This is a genomic window from Arthrobacter sp. R-11, assembly GCF_049913155.1.
Taxonomy (GTDB): domain Bacteria; phylum Actinomycetota; class Actinomycetes; order Actinomycetales; family Micrococcaceae; genus Arthrobacter.
The window spans coordinates 307,969-334,336 of record NZ_CP183979.1 but is presented as its reverse complement, the minus strand read 5'-3'; the positions used below and the strand labels follow the sequence as shown (position 1 = coordinate 334,336).

The 26,368-nt window shown below is 66.3% G+C and carries 23 protein-coding genes; 10 read left to right on the top strand and 13 right to left on the bottom strand.

The window, feature by feature from the left end; all coding sequences use genetic code 11:
• Positions 1–9 precede the first annotated feature (9 nt).
• The 3 genes from ACN9M4_RS01460 to ACN9M4_RS01450 all read left to right on the top strand — a co-directional run bounded on the left by ACN9M4_RS01460 (position 10) and on the right by ACN9M4_RS01450 (position 3,504).
• Complete coding sequence (locus tag ACN9M4_RS01460) at positions 10–1,989, top strand: primary-amine oxidase (RefSeq protein WP_426301672.1); 1,980 nt, start codon at positions 10–12, stop codon at positions 1,987–1,989.
• Between the two features lie 77 nt (positions 1,990–2,066).
• Positions 2,067–2,681 (top strand): TetR/AcrR family transcriptional regulator, encoded by a 615-nt coding sequence (locus ACN9M4_RS01455; RefSeq protein ID WP_426301670.1) that lies wholly within the window; start codon positions 2,067–2,069, stop codon positions 2,679–2,681.
• Positions 2,682–2,730: 49 nt separating this feature from the next.
• Complete coding sequence (locus ACN9M4_RS01450) at positions 2,731–3,504, top strand: VOC family protein (RefSeq protein WP_426301668.1); 774 nt, start codon at positions 2,731–2,733, stop codon at positions 3,502–3,504.
• A gap of 10 nt (positions 3,505–3,514) precedes the next feature.
• Here ACN9M4_RS01450 and ACN9M4_RS01445 read toward each other — a convergent pair whose 3' ends face one another.
• The gene (locus ACN9M4_RS01445) at positions 3,515–4,429 is read right to left on the bottom strand and encodes a LysR substrate-binding domain-containing protein (RefSeq protein WP_426301666.1); all 915 of its coding nucleotides are present in this window, start codon (positions 4,427–4,429) and stop codon (positions 3,515–3,517) included.
• A 125-nt stretch (positions 4,430–4,554) separates the two neighbouring features.
• On the opposite strand from ACN9M4_RS01445, the gene ACN9M4_RS01440 reads away from it, so the two are divergent.
• The 3 genes from ACN9M4_RS01440 to ACN9M4_RS01430 are packed head-to-tail and all read left to right on the top strand — an operon-like array spanning position 4,555 to position 6,822.
• Entirely contained in the window at positions 4,555–4,992 is a 438-nt protein-coding gene (locus ACN9M4_RS01440; RefSeq protein WP_426301664.1) for a RidA family protein, read from the top strand.
• Complete coding sequence (locus ACN9M4_RS01435; protein ID WP_426301662.1) at positions 4,989–5,660, top strand: DUF1028 domain-containing protein; 672 nt, start codon at positions 4,989–4,991, stop codon at positions 5,658–5,660. Before ACN9M4_RS01440 ends, ACN9M4_RS01435 begins: the two co-directional genes overlap by 4 nt.
• Positions 5,650–6,822: a M20 family metallopeptidase gene (locus tag ACN9M4_RS01430; protein ID WP_426301660.1), complete on the top strand. Its 1,173-nt coding sequence runs from the start codon at positions 5,650–5,652 to the stop codon at positions 6,820–6,822. The genes ACN9M4_RS01435 and ACN9M4_RS01430 overlap by 11 nt, the downstream gene beginning before the upstream one ends.
• Before the next feature lie 59 nt (positions 6,823–6,881).
• Here the strand turns inward: ACN9M4_RS01430 and ACN9M4_RS01425 are convergent, their stop codons facing one another.
• The gene (locus ACN9M4_RS01425; protein ID WP_426301658.1) at positions 6,882–7,820 is read right to left on the bottom strand and encodes a LysR substrate-binding domain-containing protein; all 939 of its coding nucleotides are present in this window, start codon (positions 7,818–7,820) and stop codon (positions 6,882–6,884) included.
• A gap of 240 nt (positions 7,821–8,060) precedes the next feature.
• On the opposite strand from ACN9M4_RS01425, the gene ACN9M4_RS01420 reads away from it, so the two are divergent.
• Together ACN9M4_RS01420 and ACN9M4_RS01415 are read left to right on the top strand one after the other, a co-directional pair.
• On the top strand, positions 8,061–9,179 hold the full coding sequence (locus ACN9M4_RS01420) for a PrpF domain-containing protein (RefSeq protein ID WP_426301656.1): 1,119 nt from the start codon (positions 8,061–8,063) through the stop codon (positions 9,177–9,179).
• Positions 9,180–9,191: 12 nt separating this feature from the next.
• The gene (locus ACN9M4_RS01415; protein ID WP_426301654.1) at positions 9,192–10,631 is read left to right on the top strand and encodes an SLC13 family permease; all 1,440 of its coding nucleotides are present in this window, start codon (positions 9,192–9,194) and stop codon (positions 10,629–10,631) included.
• Positions 10,632–10,803: 172 nt separating this feature from the next.
• Here the strand turns inward: ACN9M4_RS01415 and ACN9M4_RS01410 are convergent, their stop codons facing one another.
• The gene (locus ACN9M4_RS01410; protein ID WP_426301652.1) at positions 10,804–12,114 is read right to left on the bottom strand and encodes a flavin-containing monooxygenase; all 1,311 of its coding nucleotides are present in this window, start codon (positions 12,112–12,114) and stop codon (positions 10,804–10,806) included.
• Positions 12,115–12,320: 206 nt separating this feature from the next.
• Here ACN9M4_RS01410 and ACN9M4_RS01405 point away from each other — a divergent pair, with 206 nt between their 5' ends.
• Positions 12,321–12,830, top strand: coding sequence for a tetratricopeptide repeat protein (locus ACN9M4_RS01405; protein WP_426301650.1), 510 nt, complete (start codon positions 12,321–12,323; stop codon positions 12,828–12,830).
• A 7-nt stretch (positions 12,831–12,837) separates the two neighbouring features.
• Here the strand turns inward: ACN9M4_RS01405 and ACN9M4_RS01400 are convergent, their stop codons facing one another.
• The 7 genes from ACN9M4_RS01400 to ACN9M4_RS01370 form a co-directional block, all read right to left on the bottom strand.
• On the bottom strand, positions 12,838–13,107 hold the full coding sequence (locus ACN9M4_RS01400) for a hypothetical protein (protein WP_426301648.1): 270 nt from the start codon (positions 13,105–13,107) through the stop codon (positions 12,838–12,840).
• A 119-nt stretch (positions 13,108–13,226) separates the two neighbouring features.
• Entirely contained in the window at positions 13,227–15,095 is a 1,869-nt protein-coding gene (locus tag ACN9M4_RS01395) for an IucA/IucC family protein (RefSeq protein ID WP_426301646.1), read from the bottom strand.
• Entirely contained in the window at positions 15,092–15,697 is a 606-nt protein-coding gene (locus ACN9M4_RS01390) for a GNAT family N-acetyltransferase (protein WP_426301644.1), read from the bottom strand. Before ACN9M4_RS01390 ends, ACN9M4_RS01395 begins: the two co-directional genes overlap by 4 nt.
• Positions 15,694–17,052, bottom strand: a complete 1,359-nt coding sequence (locus ACN9M4_RS01385; protein WP_426301642.1) for a lysine N(6)-hydroxylase/L-ornithine N(5)-oxygenase family protein — start codon at positions 17,050–17,052, stop codon at positions 15,694–15,696. The genes ACN9M4_RS01390 and ACN9M4_RS01385 overlap by 4 nt, the downstream gene beginning before the upstream one ends.
• Positions 17,049–18,722, bottom strand: a complete 1,674-nt coding sequence (locus ACN9M4_RS01380) for a pyridoxal phosphate-dependent decarboxylase family protein (protein WP_426303361.1) — start codon at positions 18,720–18,722, stop codon at positions 17,049–17,051. The genes ACN9M4_RS01385 and ACN9M4_RS01380 overlap by 4 nt, the downstream gene beginning before the upstream one ends.
• A 597-nt stretch (positions 18,723–19,319) precedes the next feature.
• Complete coding sequence (locus ACN9M4_RS01375; RefSeq protein ID WP_426301640.1) at positions 19,320–19,676, bottom strand: GNAT family N-acetyltransferase; 357 nt, start codon at positions 19,674–19,676, stop codon at positions 19,320–19,322.
• Positions 19,673–21,028, bottom strand: a complete 1,356-nt coding sequence (locus ACN9M4_RS01370; RefSeq protein ID WP_426301638.1) for an acyltransferase family protein — start codon at positions 21,026–21,028, stop codon at positions 19,673–19,675. Before ACN9M4_RS01370 ends, ACN9M4_RS01375 begins: the two co-directional genes overlap by 4 nt.
• 501 nt (positions 21,029–21,529) lie before the next feature.
• Here ACN9M4_RS01370 and ACN9M4_RS01365 point away from each other — a divergent pair.
• Positions 21,530–22,996 carry an amino acid permease gene (locus tag ACN9M4_RS01365; RefSeq protein ID WP_426301636.1) on the top strand — a complete coding sequence of 489 codons (1,467 nt, stop codon included), beginning with the start codon at positions 21,530–21,532 and terminating at the stop codon, positions 22,994–22,996.
• Between the two features lie 257 nt (positions 22,997–23,253).
• On the opposite strand, the gene ACN9M4_RS01360 is transcribed toward ACN9M4_RS01365, so the two are convergent.
• From ACN9M4_RS01360 to ACN9M4_RS01350, 3 genes are all read right to left on the bottom strand, one after another.
• A complete protein-coding gene (locus ACN9M4_RS01360) occupies positions 23,254–23,646 on the bottom strand; it encodes a DUF1304 domain-containing protein (protein WP_426301634.1) in 393 nt (130 codons plus the stop codon).
• A gap of 72 nt (positions 23,647–23,718) precedes the next feature.
• A complete protein-coding gene (locus ACN9M4_RS01355; RefSeq protein WP_426301632.1) occupies positions 23,719–24,885 on the bottom strand; it encodes an amidohydrolase in 1,167 nt (388 codons plus the stop codon).
• Positions 24,882–26,333: an MFS transporter gene (locus ACN9M4_RS01350; protein WP_426301630.1), complete on the bottom strand. Its 1,452-nt coding sequence runs from the start codon at positions 26,331–26,333 to the stop codon at positions 24,882–24,884. Before ACN9M4_RS01350 ends, ACN9M4_RS01355 begins: the two co-directional genes overlap by 4 nt.
• Positions 26,334–26,368: the final 35 nt, after the last annotated feature.

Here is a 26,368-nt window from a genome sequence, read left to right as displayed (position 1 = left end):
GGAAGTGCCATGACCTTTCAGACGACCCCCTTGGCCACCTTGGCGCAGCACCCGCTGGAGCAGCTCTCGGGCCGGGAAATTCACGAGGCCCGCCGGATCCTGGTGGATGCCGGCCTAGTGGCCGACACCACTCGCTTCGCCTACCTCGGCCTGGTGGAGCCGCCGAAATTGGCCCTATACACAGCCGGAGACGGGGCCGCTCCGGACCGCATTGTCCGGGCGATGCTCTGGGATGCGGCCCTGTCCCGCTCCCTCGACGTCCGGCTCACCCTCACCACCGGAGAAATCCTTGAACAGCGCGAACTGGATCCCGCCGTCGACGGCCAGCTGCCGGTGCTGATCGAAGAGTTCGGGATCATCGAGGACATCCTCGCCGCGGACCCGCAGTGGAAAGCCGCCCTGGCGGACCGCGGCTTGACACCGGAGCAGGTGCGCGTCGCGCCGCTCTCCGCGGGCGTCTTCGAGTACGAGAACGAGGAAGGCAAGCGCCTGCTCCGCGGCCTGGGCTTCCGGCAGGACTACCCGGGCGACCATGCCTGGGCTCACCCGATCGACGGCCTCGTGGCCTTCGTCGATGTGGAGAACCGCCGCGTGGACCACCTGATCGACGACGGCCCGGTGCCGGTCCCGGAGATCAACGGAAACTACACCGATCCGGAAATCCGCGGCGAGCTCCGAAAGGACCTCAAGCCGATCGAGATCACGCAGCCCGAAGGCCCCAGCTTCACCCTGGAAGGCAACTTTCTTTCCTGGGCCGGCTGGGATCTGCGGGTCGGCTTCGATGCCCGCGAAGGCCTGGTGCTGCACCAGCTCCACCACACGCACAACGGACGCAGGCGCCCACTGGTGCACCGCGCGTCGATCTCCGAAATGGTGGTCCCGTACGGCGATCCGTCCCCTTACCGGAGCTGGCAGAACTACTTCGACTCCGGCGAATACCTCGTGGGCCGGGACGCGAACTCCCTCAAGCTCGGCTGCGACTGCCTGGGCGACATCACCTACATGTCCCCTGTGGTGGCCGACGATTTCGGCAACCCGCGCACCATCGAAAACGGCATCTGCATCCACGAAGAAGACGCCGGCATCCTGTGGAAGCACACGGACGAGTGGGCCGGCTCCAACGAGGTGCGCCGCAACCGCCGCCTGGTGGTCTCCTTCTTCACCACCGTTGGCAACTACGACTACGGCTTCTACTGGTACCTCTACCTGGACGGCACCATCGAATTCGAGGCCAAGGCCACCGGCATCGTGTTCACGGCCGCCCTGCCGGACAACTCCTACGCCTACGCCTCCGAGATCGCCCCCGGCCTGGGCGCCCCGTTCCACCAGCACCTCTTCAACGCCCGCCTGGACATGATGCTCGACGGCGCCGCGAACCGCGTGGAGGAACTGGACCTCGTCCGCCTGCCCAAGGGACCGGGAAATCCGCACGGCAACGCCTTCACGCAGAAGCGGACCCTGCTGGCCCGCGAATCGGAGGCAGTCCGCGACGCCGACGGCCGCAAGGGACGCGCCTGGCACATCAGCAACCCGGACTCGCTGAACCAGCTCGGCCACCCCGTCGGCTACACCCTTTACCCCGAGGGGCAGCCCACCCTGGCGATGGCCGATGATTCCTCGATTGCCTCGCGCGCCGCGTTCGCCCGGCACCACCTCTGGGTCACCCGGCACGCCGAGGACGAGCTCTACGCCGCGGGCGACTTCGTCAACCAGCACCCGGGCGGCGCCGGCCTCCCGGCCTACGTGGCCCAGGACCGTGACATCGACGGCCAGGACCTGGTGGTGTGGCACTCCTTCGGCCTGACCCACTTCCCGCGCCCGGAGGACTGGCCCATCATGCCCGTGGACACCACCGGTTTCACGCTGAAGCCGCACGGTTTCTTCGACGCCAACCCCACGCTCAACGTGCCACCGTCGTCCGCGGGCCACTGCGCCGCGTCAGCCACAGAGACAGCGGCACCCGCGGACACTGCAAAACCCTGCCACTGATAAGGTGACGACGGCCGGGCCTCTGCCCGGCCGTCGTCGCACGTCCCCGCAGTCCCCGGCATCCGGAGAGGAGCAGCATGCCCCGCTTGGTCGACCACCAGGAACGGCGCCGTGCGATCATCGAGACCACGTGGCGGCTGATTGCCGGGCAGGGTATCGAGAACGCCAGCATGCGGGACATCGCCCGGGAATGCGGGTATGCCGCACCCGGCGTGCTGGCCCACTATTTTCCCAACAAGGACGCGCTGCTCCTGGCGTCCTACGAACTGATCTGCGAGCGCACCAACGAGCGCATAGCCGCAGGCACCGCCGGCCGCCGCGGCCTTGCCGCACTGCGGAGCATGTGCCTGGAGATCATCCCGGCCGACCCGATCACCGTCGTGGAGGCCCGGGTTGCCGTTTCCTTCTGGCAGCGTGCCCAGACGGAGGACGCGCTGCGCGCCGTGGGCCGGGAGGCGCTGCTGCATTGGCGCACCTTGATGATGGACTTCCTTGCGCAGGCGGAGCACGACGGCGAATGCGCGCCTTTGGCGGATCCGGATGCAGTTGCCGACGAGCTGCTGAACATCATGATGGGCCTGCACGTGACCTCGATGCTGGACCCGGACACGGTCACGGGCTCCCGGCAACGGCACCTCATGGAGCGTGCGCTGGGCCGGCTTACTCTGCAAGCGGCGCGGACGTCCGGCTAGGAGCGCGTCTCCTGTACCGGATGTGGCCGGCGTTGTAGGCTCGGGAACTATGGCTCTGCGACTTGTTCAGGTGAATTTCAAAGCCCGGGATGACGCGGCGCTCGGCCGGTTTTGGGCTGACGCACTCGGCTGGGGCGTTTCCAGCGAAGGACCCGGGGTAACCAACGTTGAACCCGTGGGCTTCAACTGGCCGGACCCCACCGCCGTCTGCATCGATGTCGTCGCCGTCCCGGACCCGGAAACGGTGAAGTACCGCGCCCACCTCGATCTCGCCACCACCTCCGCGGCCCACCAGGAGGAACTGGTGGCACGCCTGCTGGAGCTCGGCGCCACCCATGCCGACATCGGTCAGGGGGACGTCCCGTGGACAGTCCTGGCCGACCCGGAAGGCAACGTGTTCTGTGTCCTGGAGCCCCGGGAGATCTACCGGGACACCGGGCCGATCGCCACAGTGGTGGTCAACTGCTCTGATCCGCGGGCGATGGCGCGGTTCTGGAGCGAGGCCACGGACTGGACCCTGCACGAGGTGGACGACAATCACGCGCGGTTGCGTTCGGCCAGCGGCGTCGGTCCATACCTGGAGTTCCTGCGCGTCGAAGGCCCGGAGACCCTGTGGAACCGTGTGCACCTCGACGTGAAGCCCTACGCCGGGGACGATCTGGAAGCAGAAGTGGCCCGGCTGCGGGCCCTGGGAGCCACCGACGCGGACGTCGGCCAGGGTCCTGATGTGTCATGGCGCTGCCTTGCCGACGTGGAGGGCAACGAGTTCTGCGTCCTCGCCCCGGATAAGGCTGCGTTGGATATGGCAGGGGTCCCGGACTAAGTCCCGGAGCCTAGGAGCGAGCCGCCTTGGCGGCGGCGATCTGGTGCCGGACCGCCTGCGCCACCGCGCGCACCCGCGCCGTGGGACGTTGCGTCCGCAGGTAGGCGAGCACGGTCTTCAGGTCCGGCACGTCGTCCTGGATTTCCACCGTGGCCAGCTTGCCGCCGTCGTACGTCAAACCGTGCTGCGGACGCTGGTGCAGGATCGAATAGCCCAGCCCCCGCGCCACGAAGGTGCGCACGGTTTCGTAGCTTGCCGAACGGAACCTGACGTCCGGCTCCCGGCCGCCCAGGCGGGCGATGGAGAGCATGAGGTCGCGGCTGTGCGGCAGGTCCAGCAGCACGAAGGGATCGTCCTTCAGCGCGGACATTTTCACGCTGCCCGCACCGGCAAGCTTGTGGTCCGGGGGCACCGCCAGGTAGGGCCGGGCGGTATCGACCACGGAGGTGGCCATCGCCTCGGGGAGGTCCAGGTCATAGCAGAGGGCGAGGTCGGCCTGCCCGCTGAGCAGCGCCGCCACGCACCCCGAAGTATCGGATTCGATGACGTCCATTTCCAGGGCGGGATGGTCTTCGCGGAGCTTGCTCAGGACGCCCGGGAGTAGGAACGGCGCAAGCGTGCTGAAGCAGGCCATGCGGATGCGCCCGGCAACGCTTTGGGTTTCCCCGCGGGCGTGGTCAAGGCTTTCCTCCACATGGGCCAGGATGGACTGCGCGTCGCGCAGGAACAATTCGCCCGCAGGGGTCAGGACCAGGCCCTTTGACCGCTGCCGGATGAAGAACTGGGTGCCCACGTGGCGTTCCAGCTGGGCGATCGCGGCCGACACTGCCGACTGGGCCACGTTCAGCCGGACGGAAGCCCCGGTCATGGACAACTGGGCAGCGGCCTCGACGAAATACCGCAGTTGGGTGAGCGTGACATCCATTCACCGAGCATATCCTTTCATCTGTTTTTTCGATACAACTGTTCTAAAAGGACTGTTGGACAGATTTCGACGGCGGGCGGGAAGCTGATTCAAAGCATCCACCGAGACGAAGAGGCAGCGGCCAAGTGAAGCATCAGCGCATCCGTACGTTCAACACGAAGGACACCTACCCGGAGCAGAACCTGGACAACGATCTGTGCCAGGCAGTGGTGGCCAACGGCGTGGTCTACCTCCGGGGCCAGATCGGGCAGGACCTGGACACGCGCGAGTCCGTGGGGATCGGCGACGTCGAAGCCCAGGCGGAAAAAGCCATGGCCAATATCGACATGCTGCTCAAGGAAGCAGGCAGCAGCCTCGAGGACATCGTCAAGGTGACCGTCTACATCATCGATCCGCGCTACCGCGAACCCGTCTACCGCACCATGGGCCGCTGGCTGAAAGGCGTGTTCCCGGTGTCCACGGGCATCGTCGTCTCGGCACTGGCCCGGCCGGAATGGCTCGTGGAAATCGATGCCACCGCCGTGCTGTCCACCCGGAACACGTCCACGGAGGGAGCGGCGTGACCTTCAGCATCGCAGCCACCGACGGAAACGGCAGGTTCGGCCTCGCGGTTTCCTCGTCCTCGCCGGCCGTCGCCGCCCGCTGCGCGCACCTGCGCGACGGCGTGGGGGCCGTCAGCTCGCAGAACATCACCGATCCGCGGCTCGGCACCGCCCTGCTCGACCGCCTCCAGGCGGGATATTCCGCGCAGGAGGCGGTCGACGCCGTCGTGCACGAATCCCCTGCCGCCGCCTACCGGCAGCTGGTGGTCCTGGACGCCCACGGGGGTTCCGCGGTGTTCAGCGGCGGGCACTCGTTGGGCGTGATCGGCGAGGGCCGCGGCCCGCGCAGCGTGGCTGCGGGGAACATGCTTGCCGGGCCCGGAGTTGCCCAGGCCCTCTGCGATGAGTTCGAGGCGACGTCCGGGGAACTCGAGGTCCGGCTGATGGCCGCCCTGCGCGCCGCGGAGGCGGCCGGCGGCGAGGCGGGGCCGGTGCGCTCGGCCGGCATGTCGGTGGTCTCCGGACACGGCTGGCGGGACACCGACCTGCGGGTGGACTGGCACGAGGATCCGATCGGGGAGCTCGGCCGGCTGCTGGAGGTCTGGCTTCCGCAACGAAACGACTACGTGGTGCGCGGCCTCGACCCTGCGGCCTCAGTGGGCTACGGGGTGCCCGGCGATGAGCGCTGAACCGGCCACAGCGATGACTCCGGCCGCACAGCGTGCCCGGGTGCTTGAGGCGGTCACCGCGCAGCACCCGGCGCTGATCCGGCTGTCGGAGACGCTGCACGCCAATCCGGAGCTCGGTTGGCAGGAACACAAAGCCGCCGGCTGGACAGCCGCCTACCTGGCCGGGCACGGCTTCGCCGTCGAGGAGGGGTACCTGGGCTTCCCGACGGCGGTCCGCGCCGTCGTCGGGAACGGCTCCCGGCGCGTGGGGCTGATGGCGGAGTACGACGCGCTTCCCGGGCTGGGCCATGCCTGCGGCCACAACATCATCACCGCGATCTCCTGCGGAGCCGCCGTCGCCCTCGCGAAGTTCGCCGCCGGGCGGGACCTGACCGTGGAGCTCTACGGCACCCCGGCGGAAGAAGGCGGCGGCGGGAAGATCGAGCTGCTGAAGAAGGGCGCCTTCCGTGGCCTGGACCTGGCCATGATGGCCCACCCCAGCCCGGTGGATTCCGCCGAGGCCAGGCCCTACGCGGTGGCGCACAACCATGTGGAGTACCGCGGCAAGTCGGCCCATGCCGCCGCCTACCCCGAGCAGGGCGTCAACGCCAACGATGCCTTCGTGGTGGCGCAGGTGGCATTGAGCCTGCTCCGGCAGCAGCTGCCGTCCGGGACCCGCGTCCACGGCATCCAGACCCGCGGCGGTGAAGCGCCCAACGCCATCCCAGAGAAAACCGAAGGCCGCTGGTATGTCCGCGCCGAATCCCTTGCCCAGCTGGGAGAGCTGGAGCAACGGGTCCACCGCTGCTTCGAAGCCGGGGCCGTGGCGTCCGGCTGCGAACTCTCCGTCACCCCGGAATCCGAACCCTACTCCGAGTTCCGCACGGAGCGGCGGGCGCTGGAGCTGTACATCCGGCACGCCGAATCCCTGGGTCGGGACTTCAACGCGCCTCCGGAGCAGGCCACCATGAACCGGGCATCCACCGACATGGGCAACGTGTCCCAGGTGGTCCCTGCCATCCACCCATACATCGGCCTGGGCTGCTTCCCCGCGGCCAACCACCAGCCCGAGTTCGCCGCGCACTGCGTCGGCGAGGCGGCCAACCAGGCGATTCACGACGGTGCCGCCGCCCTTGCGCTGACGGCGCTGGACTTCCTGGCGGGCTCCGGGAAGCCGCGTTGAGCACTACAGCCCCGGGGACCGCGTGGTCCCCGAGGAGGCTTACCGGGGCATCAGCATTGTTACAGGTAGTCCCCAGCCCGTTCCCGTGCGATCTCCAGCAGGGTGGAGTGGAAGGCGACCTCTGCCGGGGCGTAGACCTTGTCCTGGCGTTGCGCTAGGAGCACCCGCCGCAAGGGTGCGTCGGAGCCAAGGCTGATGACCCGGACATCGGGGTGCTGGAGGGCAACGGCAGTCTTGGGCACCATGGCTACGCCCATGCCAACGCTGACCATGGCTTGGGCCTCCTGGTAGTCGTTGGCCAGGAAGCCAATGGTTGGTTCAAAGCCAGCCTCGTGGGCGGAACGCTGCAGTACTTCCACCACGGGGTGGGCCTCAGCGCGGACAATCCAGGATTCCTTGCGGAGTTCCTCCATCCGGATCTCCTCCCGGTCGGCGAGGGGGTGATTGCGGGATACCAAGAGCACGGTGCTTTCGTGGAAAACCTCGGTCAAGCGGATGGTGTCATCGTGGAAGCGATTCCACGGATAGTCCCAGAGCAGGCACAGGCCGGTCACCCCGGACTGGAGGTCATTGACGAGTTCATCAAAGCGGGCGCTCCGCACGGACAGGCCGATGGCGGGGTACCGCTTCTTGAAGGCCCGGATCACCAGGGGGAGGAACGAACCGGCAAGAGTGGGAAAGGTACCCACGGTCAGCGAGCCGCGCTTCAAACCCGCGATTTGGTCAAGGTCGCTCCTGGCGGCGCTCATTTGCGCGACGATCTTTCGTGCGTGACCTGCCAGCACCTGGCCTGCTTCCGTGGGCACCACGCCGCGGGAGCGCCGATTCAGCAATGGCTGGCCGACTTCCTGCTCAAGTTTCCTGAGTTGTTGGGACACGGCAGACGGCGTGTACAACATCAACTCGGCTGCAGCGGTGATGGATCCCTGCTCCACGACTTCAACCAGCAGTGCCAGGCGCCGGATATCGAAAAGACTTTGGTTGTCATCGTTTAGCAACTCTTTACCCTCCGGTTGGAATGGTCAATTCTATACATTCCTGCCTTGCGGCCCGGGCTCGCGGGGCGGCTCTTCAGGTCATGATCCATTCCGCTGCGACTCCTCGCGCCTTGCCTCACATTGAATGAAGTAAATCTACATCCCCCGACAGATATCCAACATTGTCTTCATTTGTGATCTGGCTCAATCTCGAACTATCCCCCTCAACACTTGGGGGCCTCGGAGAGCAAGGAAGAGATCATGAAGATCGAAGCGGAGTGGATGCGCGGAGGCACCAGCAAATGCTGGGTGTTCGAAACGGCACATCTGGAAGAGACCCAAACGAGCCCGGATGTGCTGCTTCCGCGGCTCTTTGGCAGTCCCGACCACCGGCAGATCGACGGCGTTGGTGGGGCAACCTCAACAACCAGCAAGGCAATGATCCTCAACCGGCCCCTCAGTGGCGACGTCGATGTCGAATTCACCTTCGCGCAAGTGGGCATCGAAGAGGCAGCGGTGGATTGGGGCAGCAATTGCGGCAACTGTTCTGCAGTGGTCGGCCTTTACGCCATCGAAAAAGGCTGGGTCATTCCCACCGGGGATGTCACTAGGATCCTTACGCGCAACACCAACACCGGCCAGATCATCATCCAGCAGGTAGCCACGCCCTCAGGAGCGTTGCCGATCTCGCCTCAGTCATACATGCCTGGAGTGCCGTTCCCCGGCTACCAGGTTGGGCTTGGATTCCAGGATCCTGCGGGCAAAACCACGGGCAGGCTTCTGCCGACCGGGGCGGCCCTCGACACGGTGACCGCCGGCGGGACCCGCTGGACCGTCTCCATGGTGGACGCTGGAGCGCCGGTAGTAATACTCCGGGCCGGGGACCTCGGCCTTGACCCCGAGCGGCACGACAGTTGGTTCGGCGGCGTTGAGTTGCAGCTGCAAACCCTGGAGCGCATTCGGCGCGAAGCAGCCGTTCGGATGGGACTCGCGGCAACCGCCAACGAGGCGGCCCGCGCCGTCCCCAAAGTCGCGATAGTTGCTCCCCCCGCCCGGTCCGACCGGGAAAGCGACGTCAGCGTCATGATGCTCTCCATGGGCAAGCCACACCCCGCCCTGGCAATCACGGGAAGCATCGCGCTCACACTTGCCGCCCGAACTCCGGGCACCGTCATGAACGAATTCATGGGCGACACACCTCAACCCACCCTGCGGCTGCGCACCCCAGCCGGGGTGATCAAGACCTGGAGCGAGGAGCGGGACGGATCCCAGTTCGTCGGCGTGGACCGAACAGCCCGCACCATCGCCTCCACCACCATCCACCTCCCCGAGGTCGTCGACAGCTCCGTCAACGCCTCCCTCGCCGGCGCTACTCGATGAAGAGAGAGCATCATGACTAAAACCGCAGAGAAAACCGCACCAAGCAACACCTATGGAGACAGCTCCCAGCGACCCAGGCGTCGCCGTCGTATCCTGCTGGTGACGGCAGCCACCATCACTGTCCTGGGCCTGGTCGCCCTCCTGTTCGGCGGCGTCCTGGGCAACCCTTCGGCTGCCTCGGAGTCGGAGCCAACCATGACCGCCACGCAGATCGTCCCGCTCGTCATCCTCGTTGTGATGTTCGTGGTTGCTACGAAGTGGCCTTTGAACATTGGCGTGATGGGACTCGTCGCCTCCTTCGGTGTGGGCTACTTCGTCCTCGGAATGAGCGACAAGCAGATTCTGGAGGAGTTCCCTGCGAGTATCGTCCTGACGATCATCGGCGTCACTTACTTCTTCAGCATGGCCCAACGGAACGGGTCGATCGACATCATCGTGCAGAGCTGCGTCCGCATGGTCAGGGGCAAAACCATGCTGCTGCCATGGGTGTTCTTCCTCATGGCCGCCGCCCTGACCGCACTGGGCACCTTCAGCCCCGCCGCAGTGGCTCTATTGGCACCGGCAGCCCTCGGACTTGCCTATGAGTCGCGTATCCACCCCGTCCTGATGGGCGCCTTCGTCATCAACGGCGCCCACGCCGGCGGCTTCTCGCCGCTTTCCGTTGCCGGCGTGCTGGTCCACGACATCGCCCACAAGAATGGGTTCCCCATTGACCAGGGCGCACTGTTCCTGGCCAGCTTCGCCCTCAATCTCATCCTCTCGGTACTGACCATTGTGGTGTTCGCCATCTTTGGGAAGCTGCGCGACAAGCATGCCAATGAATACGCCGGGCTGGGCACTCCCCGCATCGGACGTCCAAACGGACAGCAAATGCTCACCTTGGCCCTGATCCTTGCGATCCTCGTGTGCACGCTGGGTTTCCACATGCCCATCGGATTCGTTGCGCTGTCCGCGGGCCTGCTCCTCGCCTTCGTCAACATCAAGGAACACAAGACCTTCATCGGCGGCGTCTCCTGGTCCACGGTCCTGCTGGTGGCGGGCATGATCACCTATGTTTCCCTGCTCCAGCACGTCGGCGTCATCGACACCCTCGCCGAACAGGCCCTGGCACTCGGCGCTCCCCTGCTGATCGCCCTCGTCCTCTGCTACGTCATCGGGGTCGGGTCCGCCTTCGCGTCCTCCACCGCCCTGCTGACCGCGTTCATACCCCTGGCCGGTCCCCTGCTGGCGAGCAGTTCACTGAGCGCCTCGGGAACTGTCGCCGCCCTGTCCATTGCCGCCACCGTGGTGGACGTTTCGCCGTTCTCAACGGACGGAGCGCTCGTCGTGGCCAATGCGCGCGACGCCGACCGGCAGCGGGTCTACCGCCAGCTCATGGCGTACGCAGGCGGCGTTGTTCTCGTCGCCCCGGCGCTGGCCTGGGCCCTGCTGGTACCGACCGGAATCATGTAACCGCCACAAGACCGCCGGACCCGCGTCCGGCAAGCGCACGGGAACCTGCTCTCCGGCGCAACAGGAGACCCGAAGGACGGGCGCAGGACCACCCCGTACGCACCAAAGGCAGGGCGGCTGTTCCAGCCGCCCTGCCTTTGCCTTGCCTTTGCCTTTACCGTGTCGCGCTCGCTCAGACCCCGCTCGGCACCCCGTCGAGAACCCCGCCCGGCACCCCGCCCGTCACCAGCGCGTGCTGCTCGTTGTGGGCCAGGTAGCTGCGCTGGATCGAAATCTGGTCGGCAACGTACTTGGCGTCGTGCCACACGCCCCAGATAAAACTGGATCCGCGGCGCGACTGCCAAGGCAGCCCGAGGAAGTAGACCCCGGGCTCGGACGAAACGCCGCGCTGCTGCCGCGGCTTGCCCCTCTCATCGAATGCGTCCACCTGCAACCAGCCGTAGTCGACGGCGAAACCTGTCGCCCAGACGATCGAGCGGATTCCGGCGCCGGCGAGCTCGAGTTCGAGGATGGGGTCGGTGAGGCTTTCAGGGTCCGGCCGCAGCATACGGGCCCCTGGCTCCTCGGGAAGATCCAAGCCGTTGCGCTCAACATAGGCGTCGGCCTCATCGAGCAGCCCCAGGTAGTGGGCGTCGCCGTTGGCGATGTTGTCGCGGAGGTCAGCGGCAAAGCTGATGGTTCCGTTGTCGAAGGAAAGGGTCCTGCCGGTGAGCTTGATGCCCTCTTCGGCGAGGGCCCGGAAGTCGACAGTGTGGCCGCCGTCGGCCCCGCTCACCGCGATGGTGACGTGTTCTGCTCCCTGGGCAGGCGTGGAGGCGTCCCACATCCCCAGCACCCCGAGCCACCAGCAGAAATCGCGCCCGCGGTAGCTCCGCGGGGGACGGTCGTGCGGACCGACCGAGAGGTGGACCTGCCGCCCGGAACACTGGATCTCCGCGGCGATCTGCACACCGGAGGAACCGGCCCCCACCACCAGGACGCCGCCGTCGGGCAGCTGCTCCGGATTTCGGTACGAACTGGAGTGAAGCTGCACAAGCCCTGAAGATTCAGGGACGACGGCGGGAATCACCGGTTTCTGGAAAGGTCCTGTTGCGGCCACGACATACCGGGCGTCGAAGTGCCCGTCGCTCGTCTCCACGCGGAAACCCGGCGCACCGGCCTTCCTGCGGACGGACGTCACCTCGACGCCGCAGCGCACCGGTGCGTCGATTTTCGCCGCATAGGCCTCGAAGTAGTCCGCGACCTGCTCCTTCGAGGCAAAGTCGCCGGGCTCAAGGCCCGTGAACTCCAGGCCGGGAAAGCGGTCATGCCAGGCCGGCCCGTTCGCGACAAGGGAATCCCAGCGCATTGAGCGCCACCGCTCGGCGATGCGGTCCCGTTCCAGGACAAGGTGCGAAATTCCCCGGTCGCTCAAATGCTCGCTCATCGCGATCCCGGCCTGACCTGCGCCGACAACGAGGACTTCAACCTCTTGGCTAGCCATCAATACTCCTATGCAAGTTGACGCGCACGACATCAAAGATCGCGCCCTGGGTGACGGGTTTTACCCATCATCACGCGGGGATCTGCATCTGCATAGCGAATAAATCCGGCTAAGGAAATCGAAAATATTGATGCACTCTCGCGCGGTTCCCCTGCATGTTGCGAAGGTACGCCGCCCGCTTCGCCACTCCCGCTACGCTTGTGCCTATGCAGAACCGTGACTGGGAAGAACGCGTCGCGGCCCTGTGGGCTTCGCTTGATGACCACGGGCGCGACGACTTCCATTCGGCGATGAAAAAGCTCTGCGCGGAACTGCCCGCCGGCACTGCCGACGCCGACTTCGAGCTCGCCGCCGCTTACGATTCCACGGGCTACCCGGACCGCGCCGTTCCCCTCTACGGCAAGGCGCTGGAAACGGGGCTGGAAGGTGAGCGCCGGCGTCGGGCAGTCATCCAGCTGGCCAGCTCGCTGCGGAACCTGGGCCGCCCGGACATCAGCGTTGCGATGCTCACGGACGAGCGCCGCCGCGGTGCGGACCACCTCTCCGACGCCGTGGACGCGGTGCTGGCCCTGGCCCTTGCCGACACCGGCCGGGAACGCGAAGGCCTTTCCCTCGTCCTCGCGGCGCTGGCACCGCATCTTCCGCGGTACCAGCGGTCGATGGCGAACTACGCCCGCGCCCTGCTGGAGAAGCCGGCGACGACGGACGAGGGCTAGGGCCCGGTCATTTGGCAGGACGGCGGCGTCCAGCACCGCCCTTTGGATCACGGCGGATTCTGACTCTCGCGAGCAGCACGGCCAACGCACTAATCCATGCCGGGAGCATGAGGAACGCAAGGATTCCGCCGGCCCCGGTGGCGAATCCACCGGCATTCACGTAGCCCGCCAGCCCGATCGCCCAGCTGAGAAGGGCCACGAAAGCACAGATCACCACGAGGGAGCCGCGCAGATCCTTGCGCCCCATCATTCTCCGGTGATCATCCCGCTCAGCCATGCCGACTCCCGTTGCCGCCGGCCCGAAAGAACCGGGCCCGATGAAATCAGGACAGCACAGATCCTGGCCATTTGCGAGGGGGTGGCGCCCCGGTCTCCACGGGACGCCACCGGACGCGGCTAGGCGAAGCGGGCCAGAGGGTTCTTCAGCCGCCCGGCCATCTGCAGCCCGCCCGAGGGATCGCTGAGGTCCAGCATCTGCTGGTTGTTGCGCAGCTGCAGGCGGTTCAGGCAGGACAATTCGAAGTCCGGCGCGAAGAGATCGTGCATCCTGAACTGTTCCGCCAGCTCCGGGTGCCGCTTCTGGTATTCGCGTACGACGCCGGCCGTCACCTTCCAGAACTCAGCTTCGGCGAGCGTTCCGTCCCCCGCGAGGATTGCGGACAGGAAGCGGAAGATGCAGTCGAAGACGTCCGTGAAGATGGCGAGCACCATTTCCTCGGCGGGAATGTCGGCCTTAATGCGGGAGACCTCCTCCGGCAGCTCGAGCCGTTCCCCCATCACCACGATTTCCTCGGCGATGTCCTTCATGATGGCCCGGACCGGCACGCCGTTCTCCAGCACCAGGATGACGTTCTCGCCGTGCGGCATGAAGGCCAGTTCGTATTCGAAGAGGCAGTGGATCAGCGGGACAAGGTAGGCCTCCAGGTAGCGGCGCAACCACTCGGCGGGTTCCAGCCCGGAGCGTTTGATGAGCGCCGACGCCATGGAGTTGCCGTCGGCGTCCACGTGCAGCAGCGAGGCCATGGTGGTCAGCTGCTGCCCCGTATCAAGCAGGGGAAGCGGACTTTCCCTCCACAGGGCCGAGAGCATCTTGCGGTACGCCGAGCCCTTGGCCGAGCCCGCCTCGTAGTAGTGGTTGTGGTAGCCGATCGCCGCCGACTCGCGGATCATCGCAAGCCCGCGTTCCTGCAGTTCGGCATCGCGGGAAATCAGCGCGTGCAGCCAGTCATTGATGGCGGGAGTGGCCTTCATGTACTGCGGGGACAGGCCCCGCATGAAGCCCATGTTCAGCACGGACATGGCAGTTTTGACGTAGCACTTATTTGGCTCACTCGTGTTAAAAAAGGTCCGGATGGACTGCTGCGCCTGGTAGGCGTCGGTTCCTGTGCCGAGGTGGACGATGTGCCGCTGGGCGATCTCCGCCGCGAACGTCACGGTGAGCTTGTTCTCCCACTGCCAGGGGTGCACCGGCATGAGCAGGTAGTCCTGCGGGTCGAGGCCGCGCGCGGAAAGCCCGGCGTCGAAGCAGGCCAGTGTGTCCGCGCCGAGTTCGGCCTCGAAATGCGCGCGGTAGCCCAGGCCGGCACTGGAAGTGAACAGGGCCTTGCTGCGGTGGACGCCTATCCACTGCAATTGCACGGCCTCGCCGCTTTCCGGGGCAAAGGCGTGGTAGTCGCTGATCCCGAAGCCCAGGCGGCCGTTGTTGGCCACGAAGCACGGATGCCCTTCGCTCATGGTCCGTTCGATGGCCTGGAAGTCGGCAGCGACATCCGCCCCGCCGGTGATGCCGGCCGCGAGCTCCGCCGAACGCAGCGGGTTGCCCTGCTTGTAGGCGTGGCTGGCCAGGGTGCTGCTGATTTCCTCCAGGTAGACCGGCAGCTGTTCCTCGCGGATCGCCAGGGTGTCGCGGAACTCGGTGATGAAGTCCAAGGCATCGAGCGGCAGCTTGCGGCGTCCGGTCTCCCTCGATTCTGCAATCGGACGCAGTTCAGTCCGGACGATCGAATCCGCCGGGATGCTCCAGTGTTCCAGTTCCAGCACGCGCGCGCGGAAGCGGTACTCCATGGCGGCGTCATCACTCACCACCCGGTAGATCCCGGCACCGGCACCCTCCTCCTGCAGTAGTTCCGGCACCAGGATGCGTTCGTGCGAGAACTCGGCGAGGGCTTTGCGGACCAGGTGGCGGTTGGCGGCCGCCCAGGTATCGGGGCTGAGATGCTCCACGGAGGCGGAGGCCTGGGCGGATGCTTCGAGAAGGATGCTCATCGGCTTTCTCCTGCGGGTTCAGTTGTGGCGGTGGCAAGCACGGGGGTCAGGGTGGCGAGGAAATCGGCCCGCGCGCAGAAGCTCAGGAGGGCTTCCTTGTGGGTTTCGGCGGGACTCCCCTCCGGTGCGGGCAGCGCGGGAAGGGTCACCACCCGCTCGGGCCGGAAGCCCACGCGCTCGTTCAGCACGTGGATCTTGTGGTTCCGGGCATCCGGCTCGACCACCACCCGCTCCGTGCTCGGGTCCTCGAACAGGTATGCCATCACTGACTGCATGACGGCGGTGGTGAAGCCGGCCTGCGGGTCACCCTCCGGAGGCGCGACGAGCAGGTGCATGCCGATGTCCCCCGGCTGGACGTCATAGACGCCCGCCAATGGCGATTCACCCGGCTGGTACCGCTCCATCAGGAATGCGGGGACGCCGTCGTCGAGTCCGAGGAACGCCTGGTGGTGTCCGCTCGCGACGATCCGCGAGTATTCCTCCACAACGTCCTGGACCGTGGAGGACAACATGCCCCAGAAGCGGGCGTAGGGCTGGCTCACCCAGCTGTGGAGGAGGGGTGCGTCGGCAAGGGGGTCGACGGGACGGAAAGTGAAGCTCATGCGTTCACCGCCACCGGCGCGTCGGACATAACGGGTGCGCCGAATTGCTGGAAAGCGATGGCGCGTTCGATCGGGTAGACCTCCCGGCCGGTGATTTCGCGCAGGATCCAGGAGTTGCGGTACGCGGCCATGCCCAGGTCCGGAGTAACGAAGCCGTGCGTGTGCAGTTCGGCGTTCTGGACGAAGATTTCCCCGGGTTCGACGCCGGCGCTGTAGTTGCGGGCAACGTCGAACCGTCCGCGGTAGTCGCGCCGGATGCGGTCCTCGATGCCGGCCAGGAAATCCGGTTCCTGGTATTTGTAGCCGGTGGCGAGGACGACGGCCTCGGACTCCAGGGTGAAGTCGCGGCCGTGCTCTTCGTGGCGCAGCTCCAGGGTGTGGGTGCCTTTTTCGGCGTCCCAGTGGGCGGAGTTGAGGGAGGAGTGCGTGAAGAGCTGCGTGTCCACCATGCCGGAGAGGCTCTTGGTGTAGAGCAGGTCGTAGATGTCGTCGATCAAGTCCGAGTTAATGCCCTTGTAGAGGTTCTTCTGGCTGTCGATCAGCGAATCGCGCTGCTCCGGCGGCAGGGAGTGGAAGTAGTCCACATACTCCGGGGAGGTCATTTCCAGGGTCAGTTTGGTGTACTCCAGCGGGAAGAAGCGGCCCGATCGGGTCACCCAGTTCAGCTGGTAGCCATGCACGTCGATCTCCTGGAGGAGCTCGTAGTAGAGTTCCGCGGCGCTCTGGCCGCTGCCCACGATGGTGATGCTGCGCTTGGCCTGCAGCTCACTCTTCCTCGACAGGTATTCGGCGTTGTGGAGGACGAGTCCGCCGGCGCTGTCGCCGGCCACTATCCCTGCACAGGCTGCCGGGATGTAGGGGCTGGTGCCGGTTCCGAGCACCAGCCGCCGCGCCTTGAGCACCTCGGCGCCGTCCGGGCCCTGCACGGAAAGGGTGTACACACCGTCGTCGTAGGACACATCCAGCACATCCGTGCTAAAACGCACGGAGTCCAGCTGGCCGGCCACCCACTGGCAGTACTGGTTGAATTCGGCGCGCAGCGGGTAGAAGTTTTCCCGGATGTAGAAGCGGTACAGCCGGCCGGTCTGCTTGAGGAAGTTCAGGAAGGAGAATTTCGACGTCGGATCGGCCAGGGTGACCAGGTCCGCCATGAACGGAACCTGCAGGTGTGCCGGCTCCAGCATCATGCCGGGGTGCCAATCGAAGGACTCGCGGCGCTCCAGGAAGACCGCGTCAAGGCCTTCGATCGGCTCGCTCAGGGCGGCGAGGCCCAGGTTGAAGGGGCCGAGGCCGATGCCCGCGAGATCGTAGGTGCGGTTCCCGGCCTGCGGTTCCTTGGGGGCGGTGGTGCTCATGCTGCGTTGTCCTTGCTGGTGGATTCGTTGGAGAGCAGGCCGGCGCCGGTGCGGCGAAGCAGCTCGATGATTTCGCGGATGTCGTTCCGGCTCGCCTCGGCGTTGAGGAGGGTGAACTTCAGGTAGTGGTGGCCGTCCACCTTGGTACCGGCAATCACGGCTTCCCCGGAGGCGAAGACGGCGGCACGGATGGCGGGGTTCAGCCGGTCGGCCGTGGTTTCGTCCAGACGGCGACCGTGCTCGCCCGCACCGTCCACGCCGGCACCCTCAACAACAGGCCGGTAGCGGAAGACGATGGTGCTCAGCTGGGGTTCGGCGGCGAGTTCGAAGTCGGGGTCCTCGCCCAGCAGCTCGCCGACCCGCCGGGCGAGCTCGATAGCTTCATCGAACAGCGCACCGATGGCCTCGGACCCCATGGTGCGCAGCGTCAGCCACAGCTTGAGGGCGTCGAAGCGCCGGGTGGTCTGGATGCTCTTGTCCACCTGGTTGGGGACCTGGGCCTTCGCAGCGCTCTCCGGGTTGAGGTAGTCCGCGTAGTAGGTGACGTGGCGAAGCATGGCCCCGTTGCGGAGCAGCACGGCACTGGAACTCACGGGCTGGAAGTAGGTCTTGTGGAAGTCCACGGTGACGGAGTCGGCCAGATGCGTGCCGTCGATCAAGTGGCGGTAACGGTTGGAGACCAGGAGGCCGCCACCGTAGGCGGCATCGACGTGCAGCCAGGAATCGTAGGCGCGGGCCAGGGCGGCGAGTTCCGCGAGCGGGTCCACCGCACCGAAGTCCGTAGTCCCGGCGGTGGCCACGACCGCCATCGGCACCAGGCCGGCGTCGTGCGCTTCCGCCAAAGCCGCGGCAAGAGCCGCCGGGTCCATGCGGTGGTCCGCGGCGGTCGGAACGGCGATGACGGCGTCGAACCCGAGGCCCAGCATGGAGGCCGACTTCTGGATGCTGAAGTGGCTGTCCTGCGAAGTGAAGACGCGCAGCCGGTCCAGCAGCTGCGGCAGGCGGGCCTCGCCGGCGTCGGGCGTCGCGGCGCGGAGCTTGGCGACGGCGTGGTTGCGGGCGATCAGCAGCGCCTGGAAGTTGGACTGGCTGCCCCCGGAGGTGAACACGCCGTCGGCGTCATTGCCGAAACCGAGGCGGCCGGCGGTCCAGTCGATGAGGCGGCGTTCGATCATGGTGGCGCCGGCGCTCTGGTCCCAGGTGTCCATGGAGGAGTTGACGGCGGAGAGCACGGCCTCGCCCACCAACGCCGGGATCACCACGGGGCAGTTCAAATGCGCTGCGTAGCGGGAGTCGTGGAAGTAGATGGCGTCCTTGAGGTAGAGCTCGTCGAGTTCCTCGAGGGCGGCGGCGGTGTCCCGGAGCGGGCGGCTGAGGTCGACGGCGTCCACTTTCGCCTTGAGCCCGGCATGCCCGACGCCGGTGAACGGCCGGGCGGTCCGCTGGACCTTGGTGGCTACGGCGTTGACCCCCTGCAGCACCTGCGCGACATAACTGGGCGAGTTCCGCGCGTTGAAAAGCTGATTGGTGGCCACGAGGGCAAGCTCCACGCTGGACCCGAAGTCCTTTTCCGGTGCGGTCCCGTCCTCGGCACCGGGTTCAACTTCACCGGGTTCAACTTCACCGGGTTCAACTTCACCGGGTTCAACTTCACCGGGCCGGACTTCCATGCTGGGCGACGTCACGTCGGCCTCCTTCCACTGGGTTCGAACAAATGCCCCGCAACACTTCCCGCGTTATTAGGCAAGGCAAGCCTTACTTAGGCTTACCTTTTCGTCAAACTTTTGTGCCCTAATTCATGAGGTGTGACGGGGCGGGAAGCCTTGACTGGATTCGGTGGGTCGGCGTGGGGTAGCTTGCCCGGCTTTGTCTGTCCTGGCGCGGGTGGCGATGGCACATGGGGGGCTCGGGGGCGGCACACGGGGGCTCGGGGGGCGGCACGCGGAGCGGCGGATTCCGCGGCATCATTCGAAGGGACAAACCCTGCGGCCGTGGAAGGCATGTTCCTCCACCGTGCTGAGTTGAATGACTGCTGGGACTACTCCGTATTCCTGCATGTCCCTTTCAGCGAAACAGCTGCCCGGATGGCCCGCCGGGACGGCAGTCCTGATGACCCGAAGCATCCCCAAATGAGCCGCTATGTGGAAGGCCAGCGGCTCTATTTCCTATCGTGCACGCCGTGGTTTCGCGCTGCACGCGTCATCGACAACACCGACTGGGATAGCCCGCGGCTGCTCGCGGCCGACGCGTTCCAGAACCAGCCGGCCCTACTCGTTGCCGGGCTCTCCCACGGGCGGCTCGGCCGGCCAGTCGACGTCGAGCTCGTAGCCCTCGTGCTTGCGCAGGAAGGCGGCAATGTACGGGCAGTGCGGGATGATGCGTTTCCCGGAGGCCACCACGTCGTCCAGTGCGAAGCGTGCCAGGACCCTCGCCAGGCCGCGCCCCTTGAACTTTTCCCTGGTCTCCGTATGCATGAAATCGATATGGCCGGGACGGTCCATGAACTGGGAAATCACCGCAACTTCACCGTTCACCAGGAGTTCGTAACGGTGGAACTTGTCATTCCGGACAGTGGTGACGTCACCGTGGAAAGACTCTGCCAGGGAATCCGTGAACTCGGTCATGACTCGACATTGGCACGTATTCCGGGCTCTGGCAATGGCGGCTGGTGCCCCTCGCCAGCCGCAGTCTTCGGACCCGCAAGCGGGGTCCGCGACGGTTCCACCACGCGTCCCAGCAGCAGCACCGCGAGCATGAAGCACGCCGCCCCGCCGCCCAACAGGGCGACCGTGAGCCCGTTCAGTGCTGCGTCCAGCATGGGGATGAAAACCACGACGCCGGCCGTCACCACCGCGGCAGGCGCGCGGCCCCGCGCGTGGACTGCCGCCGTCGGGCGTTCCTCGAGCCTGCCGAACAACAGCAGGACCGGCAGCAGCAGCACGACGACGGCGAGCAGCACCAGCGGCCGGGCCCACCACCATTCGGCGGTACCGGCGGCGGGCTTGGGGAAGGAAGTAAGCAACAGCAGTCCGGACATCCCCACCAGCAGGGGCAGGTGCCAGAGGTAGACGGTCATCGAGCGGCGGCCGGCCACCGCAACCACCCAGAGCACCCAGCGGGCGCGGGCCAGCCAGGCGACCGCCGGGCGGATCAGTTGCAGGGTGGCCGCCTGCGAAAGGCCCAGCAGCAGCATGCACAGGTTCGGCGGGTTCAGGTTCACGATCATGTTCCCCGAGTACACCCCGGCCCCGGTGACCAGCCCGAGCAGCAGGTTGCTGCCCGCCACGAGCCCCACCAGCCATCCGCTGCTGCGCCCGGCGAGGAAACCGTCGGCAATGAAGAAGCCGAACTGCTGCACCGCGCACCAGACGAACACCATGTTGAGCGATACGAGGATGGGAAACGCGCCACGCAGGCTGTCGACAGTGATCACCGCTGCTACCAGGGCGGAGAGGGTCAGCCACGGCGCACGTGCGTGCATCCTGGCCAGCAGCGGGACGCTCAGCTGCGCGGCGAGATAGGCGGCCAGGAACCACAAGGGCATTCCGGCTCCAGTGGCCATGAGTTGGACGACCTGCGGGTGGACGCCCAGGAGTTGCGCGGCGATCAATCCCAGGAACATCACGGCAAGCAAGGCGGTGGCGGGCCGGACTAGGCGCAGAAGCCGCAGTTGGGCGTAGTCCACGCCGGTTCCGCCGCGGGCCCGCAAGCGCCGCCAGGATTCAAGCCCGGTGATCCCGCCCAGCACGAAGAACAACGGCATGACCTGCAGGACCCAGAGCACGGGCTCGAACCAGCGCTGCTCCATGAGGGTGTTTTCCGTGGTCACGGTGCCGTCGGGGTGCAGCACCGGGCTGACCATCATGCAGTGCGAGAAGACCACCAGGATGAGGCAAAAGAAGCGGGCGATATCGATGACCGGGTCGCGCCGCGCACCGCTGGCGGCCTGCCCGGCAACTTCCTTCTTTTCGCCCATGAATCCCATCGCGCCCCCTGCGGCTGATGTACCCCTGCTGGCTCCATTGTCCGCCGAGTTGGCAGATAAGGGCAGTGGCCTTGGAGGGTGGGGGCTCCTGCGCAAGGCCAGGCGTTGCCGCGCGCCAGGGCTCTCCACGGTGAGCCTCTCGCTCAGCCGCGCCGGGATGTAAAGCGGGATGCGGCGGATCGGGAGACCAGTGGTGACCGGCACTTAATATATCGACTTTCTTACGATCGTCACCTATGCTCAACACGGCACGGCGGGGATGATCCGCACGGAGGGTTTTGAACGTACGGCAGCCATCAAGAGGATGGGCAGCATGTGCCACAAGACCGTCAGTCCTGGGTCGCTCCCGAAGCCGTCTTGCTTTGCGCACGGAATGCTCGCAGTCACGCGGCTGTGGCAGAAGGAAGGCCTCATCCAGATCCAAGGCATCGCCGTTATCCCTGAGCGCCAGCCCAGGGGCGCAACACCCGAAAGTTTCGAGCAAGGGAGACAATGATGTCGCATAGCTTCGACCTGATTAAGAACCGAGAACGCGGACTCAAACGCGAACTCACCAGCCCCCAATTGACCATGATCGCGCTGGGAGGCGCGATCGGCACCGGACTCTTCCTCGGAAGCAAGTTCGCAATATCATTTGCCGGCCCCAGCGTCCTGCTCAGCTATGCAATCGGTGGCCTGATCGCTGTGATGCTGATGGGCGGGCTGGCTGAGATGACCGTGGCCCATTCGACCACCGGATCCTTCGGTGCATTCGCCGAGCACTACATTTCGCCCCTCGCGGGATTCCTGGTGAAGTACCTCTACTGGTCCTGCATTGTGCTGGCTGTTGGCACTGAGGTCCTCGCGATCGGGGACTATATGAAGCTGTGGTTCCCGGGAGTTCCTCCGCTGGTTTGGATCCTGTTGTTTGCCGGGGTTCTCATTGCCGTCAACATGTTCAACGTCAAGGCCTTCGGTACTCTGGAGTACTGGTTTTCCAGCATCAAAGTGTTCGCCATCCTCGGATTCATCCTGCTCGCCGCCATCCTGGTCTTTGGAAAACGGGAGTCCGGCTACGGCATCCATAACTACACCGCCGAGGGAGGGTTCTTCCCGAACGGAGTGTCCGGCATGTGGGTGGCAGTGATTGTCGCGATCTTCAGCTACCTCTCGGTGGAGATGATCGCCATTGCTGCGGGTGAAGCGAAGGATCCGGGAACTGCGGTCAAGAAGGCATTCAAGGTGACGGTATTCCGTCTCTTCCTCTTCTACATCCTGACCCTGGCGCTGATCCTGGCCATTGCACCCGTCAGCCAAATCCTTGCGGGAAACAGCCCCTTCGTCACCGTCATGCAGGTCATCGGCATTCCGTTCGCCGACTCCGCCATCAACGTTGTGGTGATTGTGGCTGCCCTCTCAGCGATGAATTCGCAGCTCTACATCTCCACCCGAATGATGTTCAGCCTGTCTCGAGCCGGGCAGGCGCCAGCCGTGTTCGGGCGGCTTCATCGGAACGGATCGCCGGTCAATGCGCTGATCCTCTGCACCGGTGGAATCGCGGTGGCGGCCTGCGTCTACGCCATGAACCCGGAGTCAGGCTTCACCTTCATGATGGCGTTGTCGATGTTCGGGGCCATGGCCACGTGGCTCATGATCTTTGTAACCCACCTGGCTTTCCGACGCGCAATAAAGCGCGACGGGACAGCATTGTCATACAAGCTGCGCCTCTACCCGGCGGCGTCCTGGGCCGGAGCCGCTCTCATGGTCGCCGTCATGGTCACGACCCTCTTCGTAGAGGCTTTCCGGATGACGTTGATTTTCGGGGTCCCGTTTGCCATCGGCATCGTCGTCCTCTACTTCGTCCTCAGGAAGAGCCGCGGCGAGACGGTCGGGGAGGGTGCTGGAGGGTCCGAGATCGCTGGATTGGACGTCGCCGGTTCCCATGCCGGCCGGAATCTGGAACGGGCCGAGCACTCCTAATCTGATCGGGGGACCGGCCACGTGGGGCCGGTCCCCCGGCATGCTTCTCTAGGGCCGAGGCGGCGCAGGCGGCCAAGGAACAGTACAACATCGCGGCAGTGACCGAGATGTCCCTACCACGTTTTCGGATGTATCGAATTGTGTGGCGGCTTCGAAACTTGAATGGCGGGCAGAGACTACCTCTGTGTGTCGGGCAGGTGGATGACTCCCAGGGTTTCACCTTGGGGTGATGTGCGGGGCCGGGCCGCCCAACAGCCTCAGCCTGCGGCAACCGCCAGAACCCCGAGGACGACGGCGAGCAGCGGTGTCGTGCCTTGCAGCACCGCGGGGCGGAGGTACTTCTTGCCGCTGGCGAGCAGCACCAGCGAAGCCAGCAGCATGGAGCCGCAGGAGGCGAAGACCAGGGTCCAGCCGATCTCGGGGCGCCCGCCGGCCACGAAACAGATCCCGGCGAGCGCGCCGACGGCGAGGAACAGGTTGTAGAAGCCCTGATTGAAGGCCATCGGCTTGGTGGTTTCGGCGTCGGCCTGCGACGCGACGCCGAAACGCTTCCATGTTGCCGGGCGGGTCCAGGTGATGGATTCCATGCTGAAGATGTACACGTGCAGGAGGCCGGCGAGCAGCGCGAATACCAGGGAAGCTACAGTCATGGACCGATCCTAGCCGCGGCGCCGGCGCCCCACCGAGCACACGCCCCGTTGGGCCCGCCGCGCCAAACGGGCTCAGCGCAGCAGCCGCTCCCGCTCCCGCGGATCCAGGGCGGCAGCCGCGGCTGCCATCGCCAGGCCGAACGCGCCGTCGAGCACTGCCCGGTCCGCCGACGCGGTGGCGCCGTGCGCTGCGAACTCCGCGGTGTGGTGGGCCGCGCCGCCCACCTCGTAGCCCACCAGCGGGTGGATGCTCGGCACCAGCAGGGAGACGTTGCCCATGTCCGTGGAGGCCACCGGGGCCGGGTCGAAGGCGACTTCCCGGCCACGGAGCACCATGGCCTCCCGGTAGGCCTCGGACAGGTAGCGGTCCTGCCGCAGCTCCGCGTACGGATTACCCGACGGCGTCACGGTGAGCGAGGCACGGCTGGCCAGGGCTCCTGCTTCGAGGCAGCGGCGGACCCGGTCCTCGATCACGCGCAGGGCAGCGATGTCCGGTGCGCGCATTTCCACGCTGGCCCGGGCGCGTTCCGGGATCACGTTGACGGCGCTGCCGCCCTCGGTGACGATTACCGAGACGATGGCCCCGGCAGGCAGCTGCTGCCTGGCCAGGGCCAGCGCGGTCTGCGCCACCACCAGGGCGTCCAGGGCGTTGATGCCCTCTTCCGGGGCGGCCGCCGCGTGGGCGGGACGGCCCTCGTAGAGCACCTCCCACATGCACATGGCCAGGGAGGTTCCGCCCACCACATCGGAGGCGGCGGCGTGGGCCATCATGGCCAGGCCGACGTCGTCGAAGAAGCCTTCCTCGATCATCGCCACCTTGCCGCCCAGGCTTTCCTCCGCCGGCGTGCCGAGCACCTTGACGGTGATGCCGAGGTCGTCGGCGACGGCGGCGAGCGCCAGGGCGGCGCCCACCGCGCCGGCCGCGTTGACGTTGTGTCCGCAGGCGTGGCCGATGTCCGGCAGGGCGTCGTATTCGACGCAGAGCCCCACCACCAGGCTCCCGCTGCCATACCGTGCGCTGAACGCGGTCGGGAGCGAGGGCTGGACGGCGTCCAAGGCGAAACCCGCGGAGCCGAGCAGGGCACGGACGCGCTTGGCCGCACGGAACTCCTCCCCGCTGAGTTCGGGATCGGCGTGGATCGCGTGGCTCAGGCCGAGGATGTCGGCCTCCCAATGCCCCAGTGCGGACTCCAGCTGCTGTTGCACGGCCGGGGGCGCGGCCAGGGCGGCGTTACTCATGCCTGCGCCTCCGCAGTCAGTCGCTTCGGGTAACGGGCCGAGGCCACCGAGGCGACGAACGCGGCCACCGCGAGCGCACCCCAGATGGCGAAGAGTCCGCCCTCGCTGATCCGCCCGCCGTCCGCGGTGCTTGAGGAGATCAGCTTCACGACGGCCGCGCCCACCGCGATCCCGACGGACAGTGCCAGCTCGTTCAGGCCGGCCGCCGTCGAGGTTTCCTCCATGGGGACGCCCTCAACGGACAGGGCACGGGTGCCCGCCTGGTACATGCCAAGGCTGAGGTTGAAGAGCGCGAAGCCGGCGCAGTATCCGGCCAGGGAGTCGTGCGCGAGGGCCATGATGGCGAAGCCGCCGGCCAGCAGCATGCCGGCGAACACCAGCGTTGACCGCTCACCGAAGCTGCGCAGCACGCGGGCGGTCAGCAGCGAGGACACCAGGGAGAGCACGGAGCCCAGGGCCAGGATGACCGCGATGGCAAAGGAACTCAGGGCGAAGCCGTAGCCGGTCTTCTCCGGGTTGGCGTGCAGGAAGATGCCGTTGGTGCCGAAGTAGCTGATCGAGGCGAAACCGAAGAAGAAGGTCGCTAGGGAGACCGTGCGGATCCGGGGATTGGCGAGCATGCGCAGGTCCATGAAGCGCCTGCCCTGGGCTGAACCGCCCTGTTCCGGCCGCCGGGAATCGATCCTGACCCAGACGGCCAGGAGGCCAAGTCCCAACAGGCCCGAGGCCAGAGTGCGGATGTCCAGCCAGCCCCACTCCGGGCCCATGGACAGCGCCACCACGAAGCCGATCAGGCCCAGCGAGCAAGACATCAGCGGCACAAGGGCGAGACCTTCGCGGGTGGGGGTTCCGGCGTCGGGCAGGAGGAAGGAGGCAACAAGCGCGGCGACGGCGAACGGCACGGCCACCCAGAGGCCGAGCGTCGGCTGGGAGGCGCCGATGATCCCGGCCAGCAGCCCGCCGGCACCGAAGGTGATCATGAGGACGCCGATCATCACACTGACGCCCGTGCGGGTGTGGGCGGGGCTGCTGACGCGCAGGATGCCCATCATCAGCGGGATGAAGCCCACCACGCAGGTGAGCAGGACGACGCCGGCCGTCACCGTCCACAGCGAAGGCCAGAACGCCATCACGAACGCGCCCAGCGCCACCACCACGGTGGAGCAGCGCAGCACCAGCCGGTAGCCGTAGCTGTCGCCAAGGCGGGAGATGATCGGGGTGAGCACGGCGAAGCTGACGTTGGAGATCAGGAAGATGCCGTTGATGGTGGGGTCGTCGATGGCGAAGACCGGGCCCAGGGCTGGGAGGATCGGGTTCAGGTAGCCCTGGGTCACGCCGCTGAGGGATTCGACCAGGGCCATTGCCAGGATCATGCCGATGATGGCCTTGCGGGTGATGTCCGCCGTCGCCGCTGGCATTGCCTTGGGAGGCACTATCTTGCTTGCCATATGCTTCCTTGGGGTTCGGGGCGCCCGGAGTGGCG

Coding starts and splice junctions, on each gene's coding strand:
- ACN9M4_RS01360 (WP_426301634.1), bottom strand. CDS start 23,646: ATGACTGTAGCTTCCCTGGTATTCGCGCTGCTCGCCGGCCTCCTGCAC.
- ACN9M4_RS01455 (WP_426301670.1), top strand. CDS start 2,067: ATGCCCCGCTTGGTCGACCACCAGGAACGGCGCCGTGCGATCATCGAG.
- ACN9M4_RS01370 (WP_426301638.1), bottom strand. CDS start 21,028: ATGGGCGAAAAGAAGGAAGTTGCCGGGCAGGCCGCCAGCGGTGCGCGG.
- ACN9M4_RS01355 (WP_426301632.1), bottom strand. CDS start 24,885: ATGAGTAACGCCGCCCTGGCCGCGCCCCCGGCCGTGCAACAGCAGCTG.
- ACN9M4_RS01365 (WP_426301636.1), top strand. CDS start 21,530: ATGATGTCGCATAGCTTCGACCTGATTAAGAACCGAGAACGCGGACTC.
- ACN9M4_RS01405 (WP_426301650.1), top strand. CDS start 12,321: ATGCAGAACCGTGACTGGGAAGAACGCGTCGCGGCCCTGTGGGCTTCG.
- ACN9M4_RS01415 (WP_426301654.1), top strand. CDS start 9,192: ATGACTAAAACCGCAGAGAAAACCGCACCAAGCAACACCTATGGAGAC.
- ACN9M4_RS01410 (WP_426301652.1), bottom strand. CDS start 12,114: ATGGCTAGCCAAGAGGTTGAAGTCCTCGTTGTCGGCGCAGGTCAGGCC.
- ACN9M4_RS01450 (WP_426301668.1), top strand. CDS start 2,731: ATGGCTCTGCGACTTGTTCAGGTGAATTTCAAAGCCCGGGATGACGCG.
- ACN9M4_RS01380 (WP_426303361.1), bottom strand. CDS start 18,722: ATGGAAGTCCGGCCCGGTGAAGTTGAACCCGGTGAAGTTGAACCCGGT.
- ACN9M4_RS01375 (WP_426301640.1), bottom strand. CDS start 19,676: ATGACCGAGTTCACGGATTCCCTGGCAGAGTCTTTCCACGGTGACGTC.
- ACN9M4_RS01430 (WP_426301660.1), top strand. CDS start 5,650: ATGAGCGCTGAACCGGCCACAGCGATGACTCCGGCCGCACAGCGTGCC.
- ACN9M4_RS01350 (WP_426301630.1), bottom strand. CDS start 26,333: ATGGCAAGCAAGATAGTGCCTCCCAAGGCAATGCCAGCGGCGACGGCG.
- ACN9M4_RS01385 (WP_426301642.1), bottom strand. CDS start 17,052: ATGAGCACCACCGCCCCCAAGGAACCGCAGGCCGGGAACCGCACCTAC.
- ACN9M4_RS01390 (WP_426301644.1), bottom strand. CDS start 15,697: ATGAGCTTCACTTTCCGTCCCGTCGACCCCCTTGCCGACGCACCCCTC.
- ACN9M4_RS01395 (WP_426301646.1), bottom strand. CDS start 15,095: ATGAGCATCCTTCTCGAAGCATCCGCCCAGGCCTCCGCCTCCGTGGAG.
- ACN9M4_RS01445 (WP_426301666.1), bottom strand. CDS start 4,429: ATGGATGTCACGCTCACCCAACTGCGGTATTTCGTCGAGGCCGCTGCC.
- ACN9M4_RS01420 (WP_426301656.1), top strand. CDS start 8,061: ATGAAGATCGAAGCGGAGTGGATGCGCGGAGGCACCAGCAAATGCTGG.
- ACN9M4_RS01400 (WP_426301648.1), bottom strand. CDS start 13,107: ATGGCTGAGCGGGATGATCACCGGAGAATGATGGGGCGCAAGGATCTG.
- ACN9M4_RS01460 (WP_426301672.1), top strand. CDS start 10: ATGACCTTTCAGACGACCCCCTTGGCCACCTTGGCGCAGCACCCGCTG.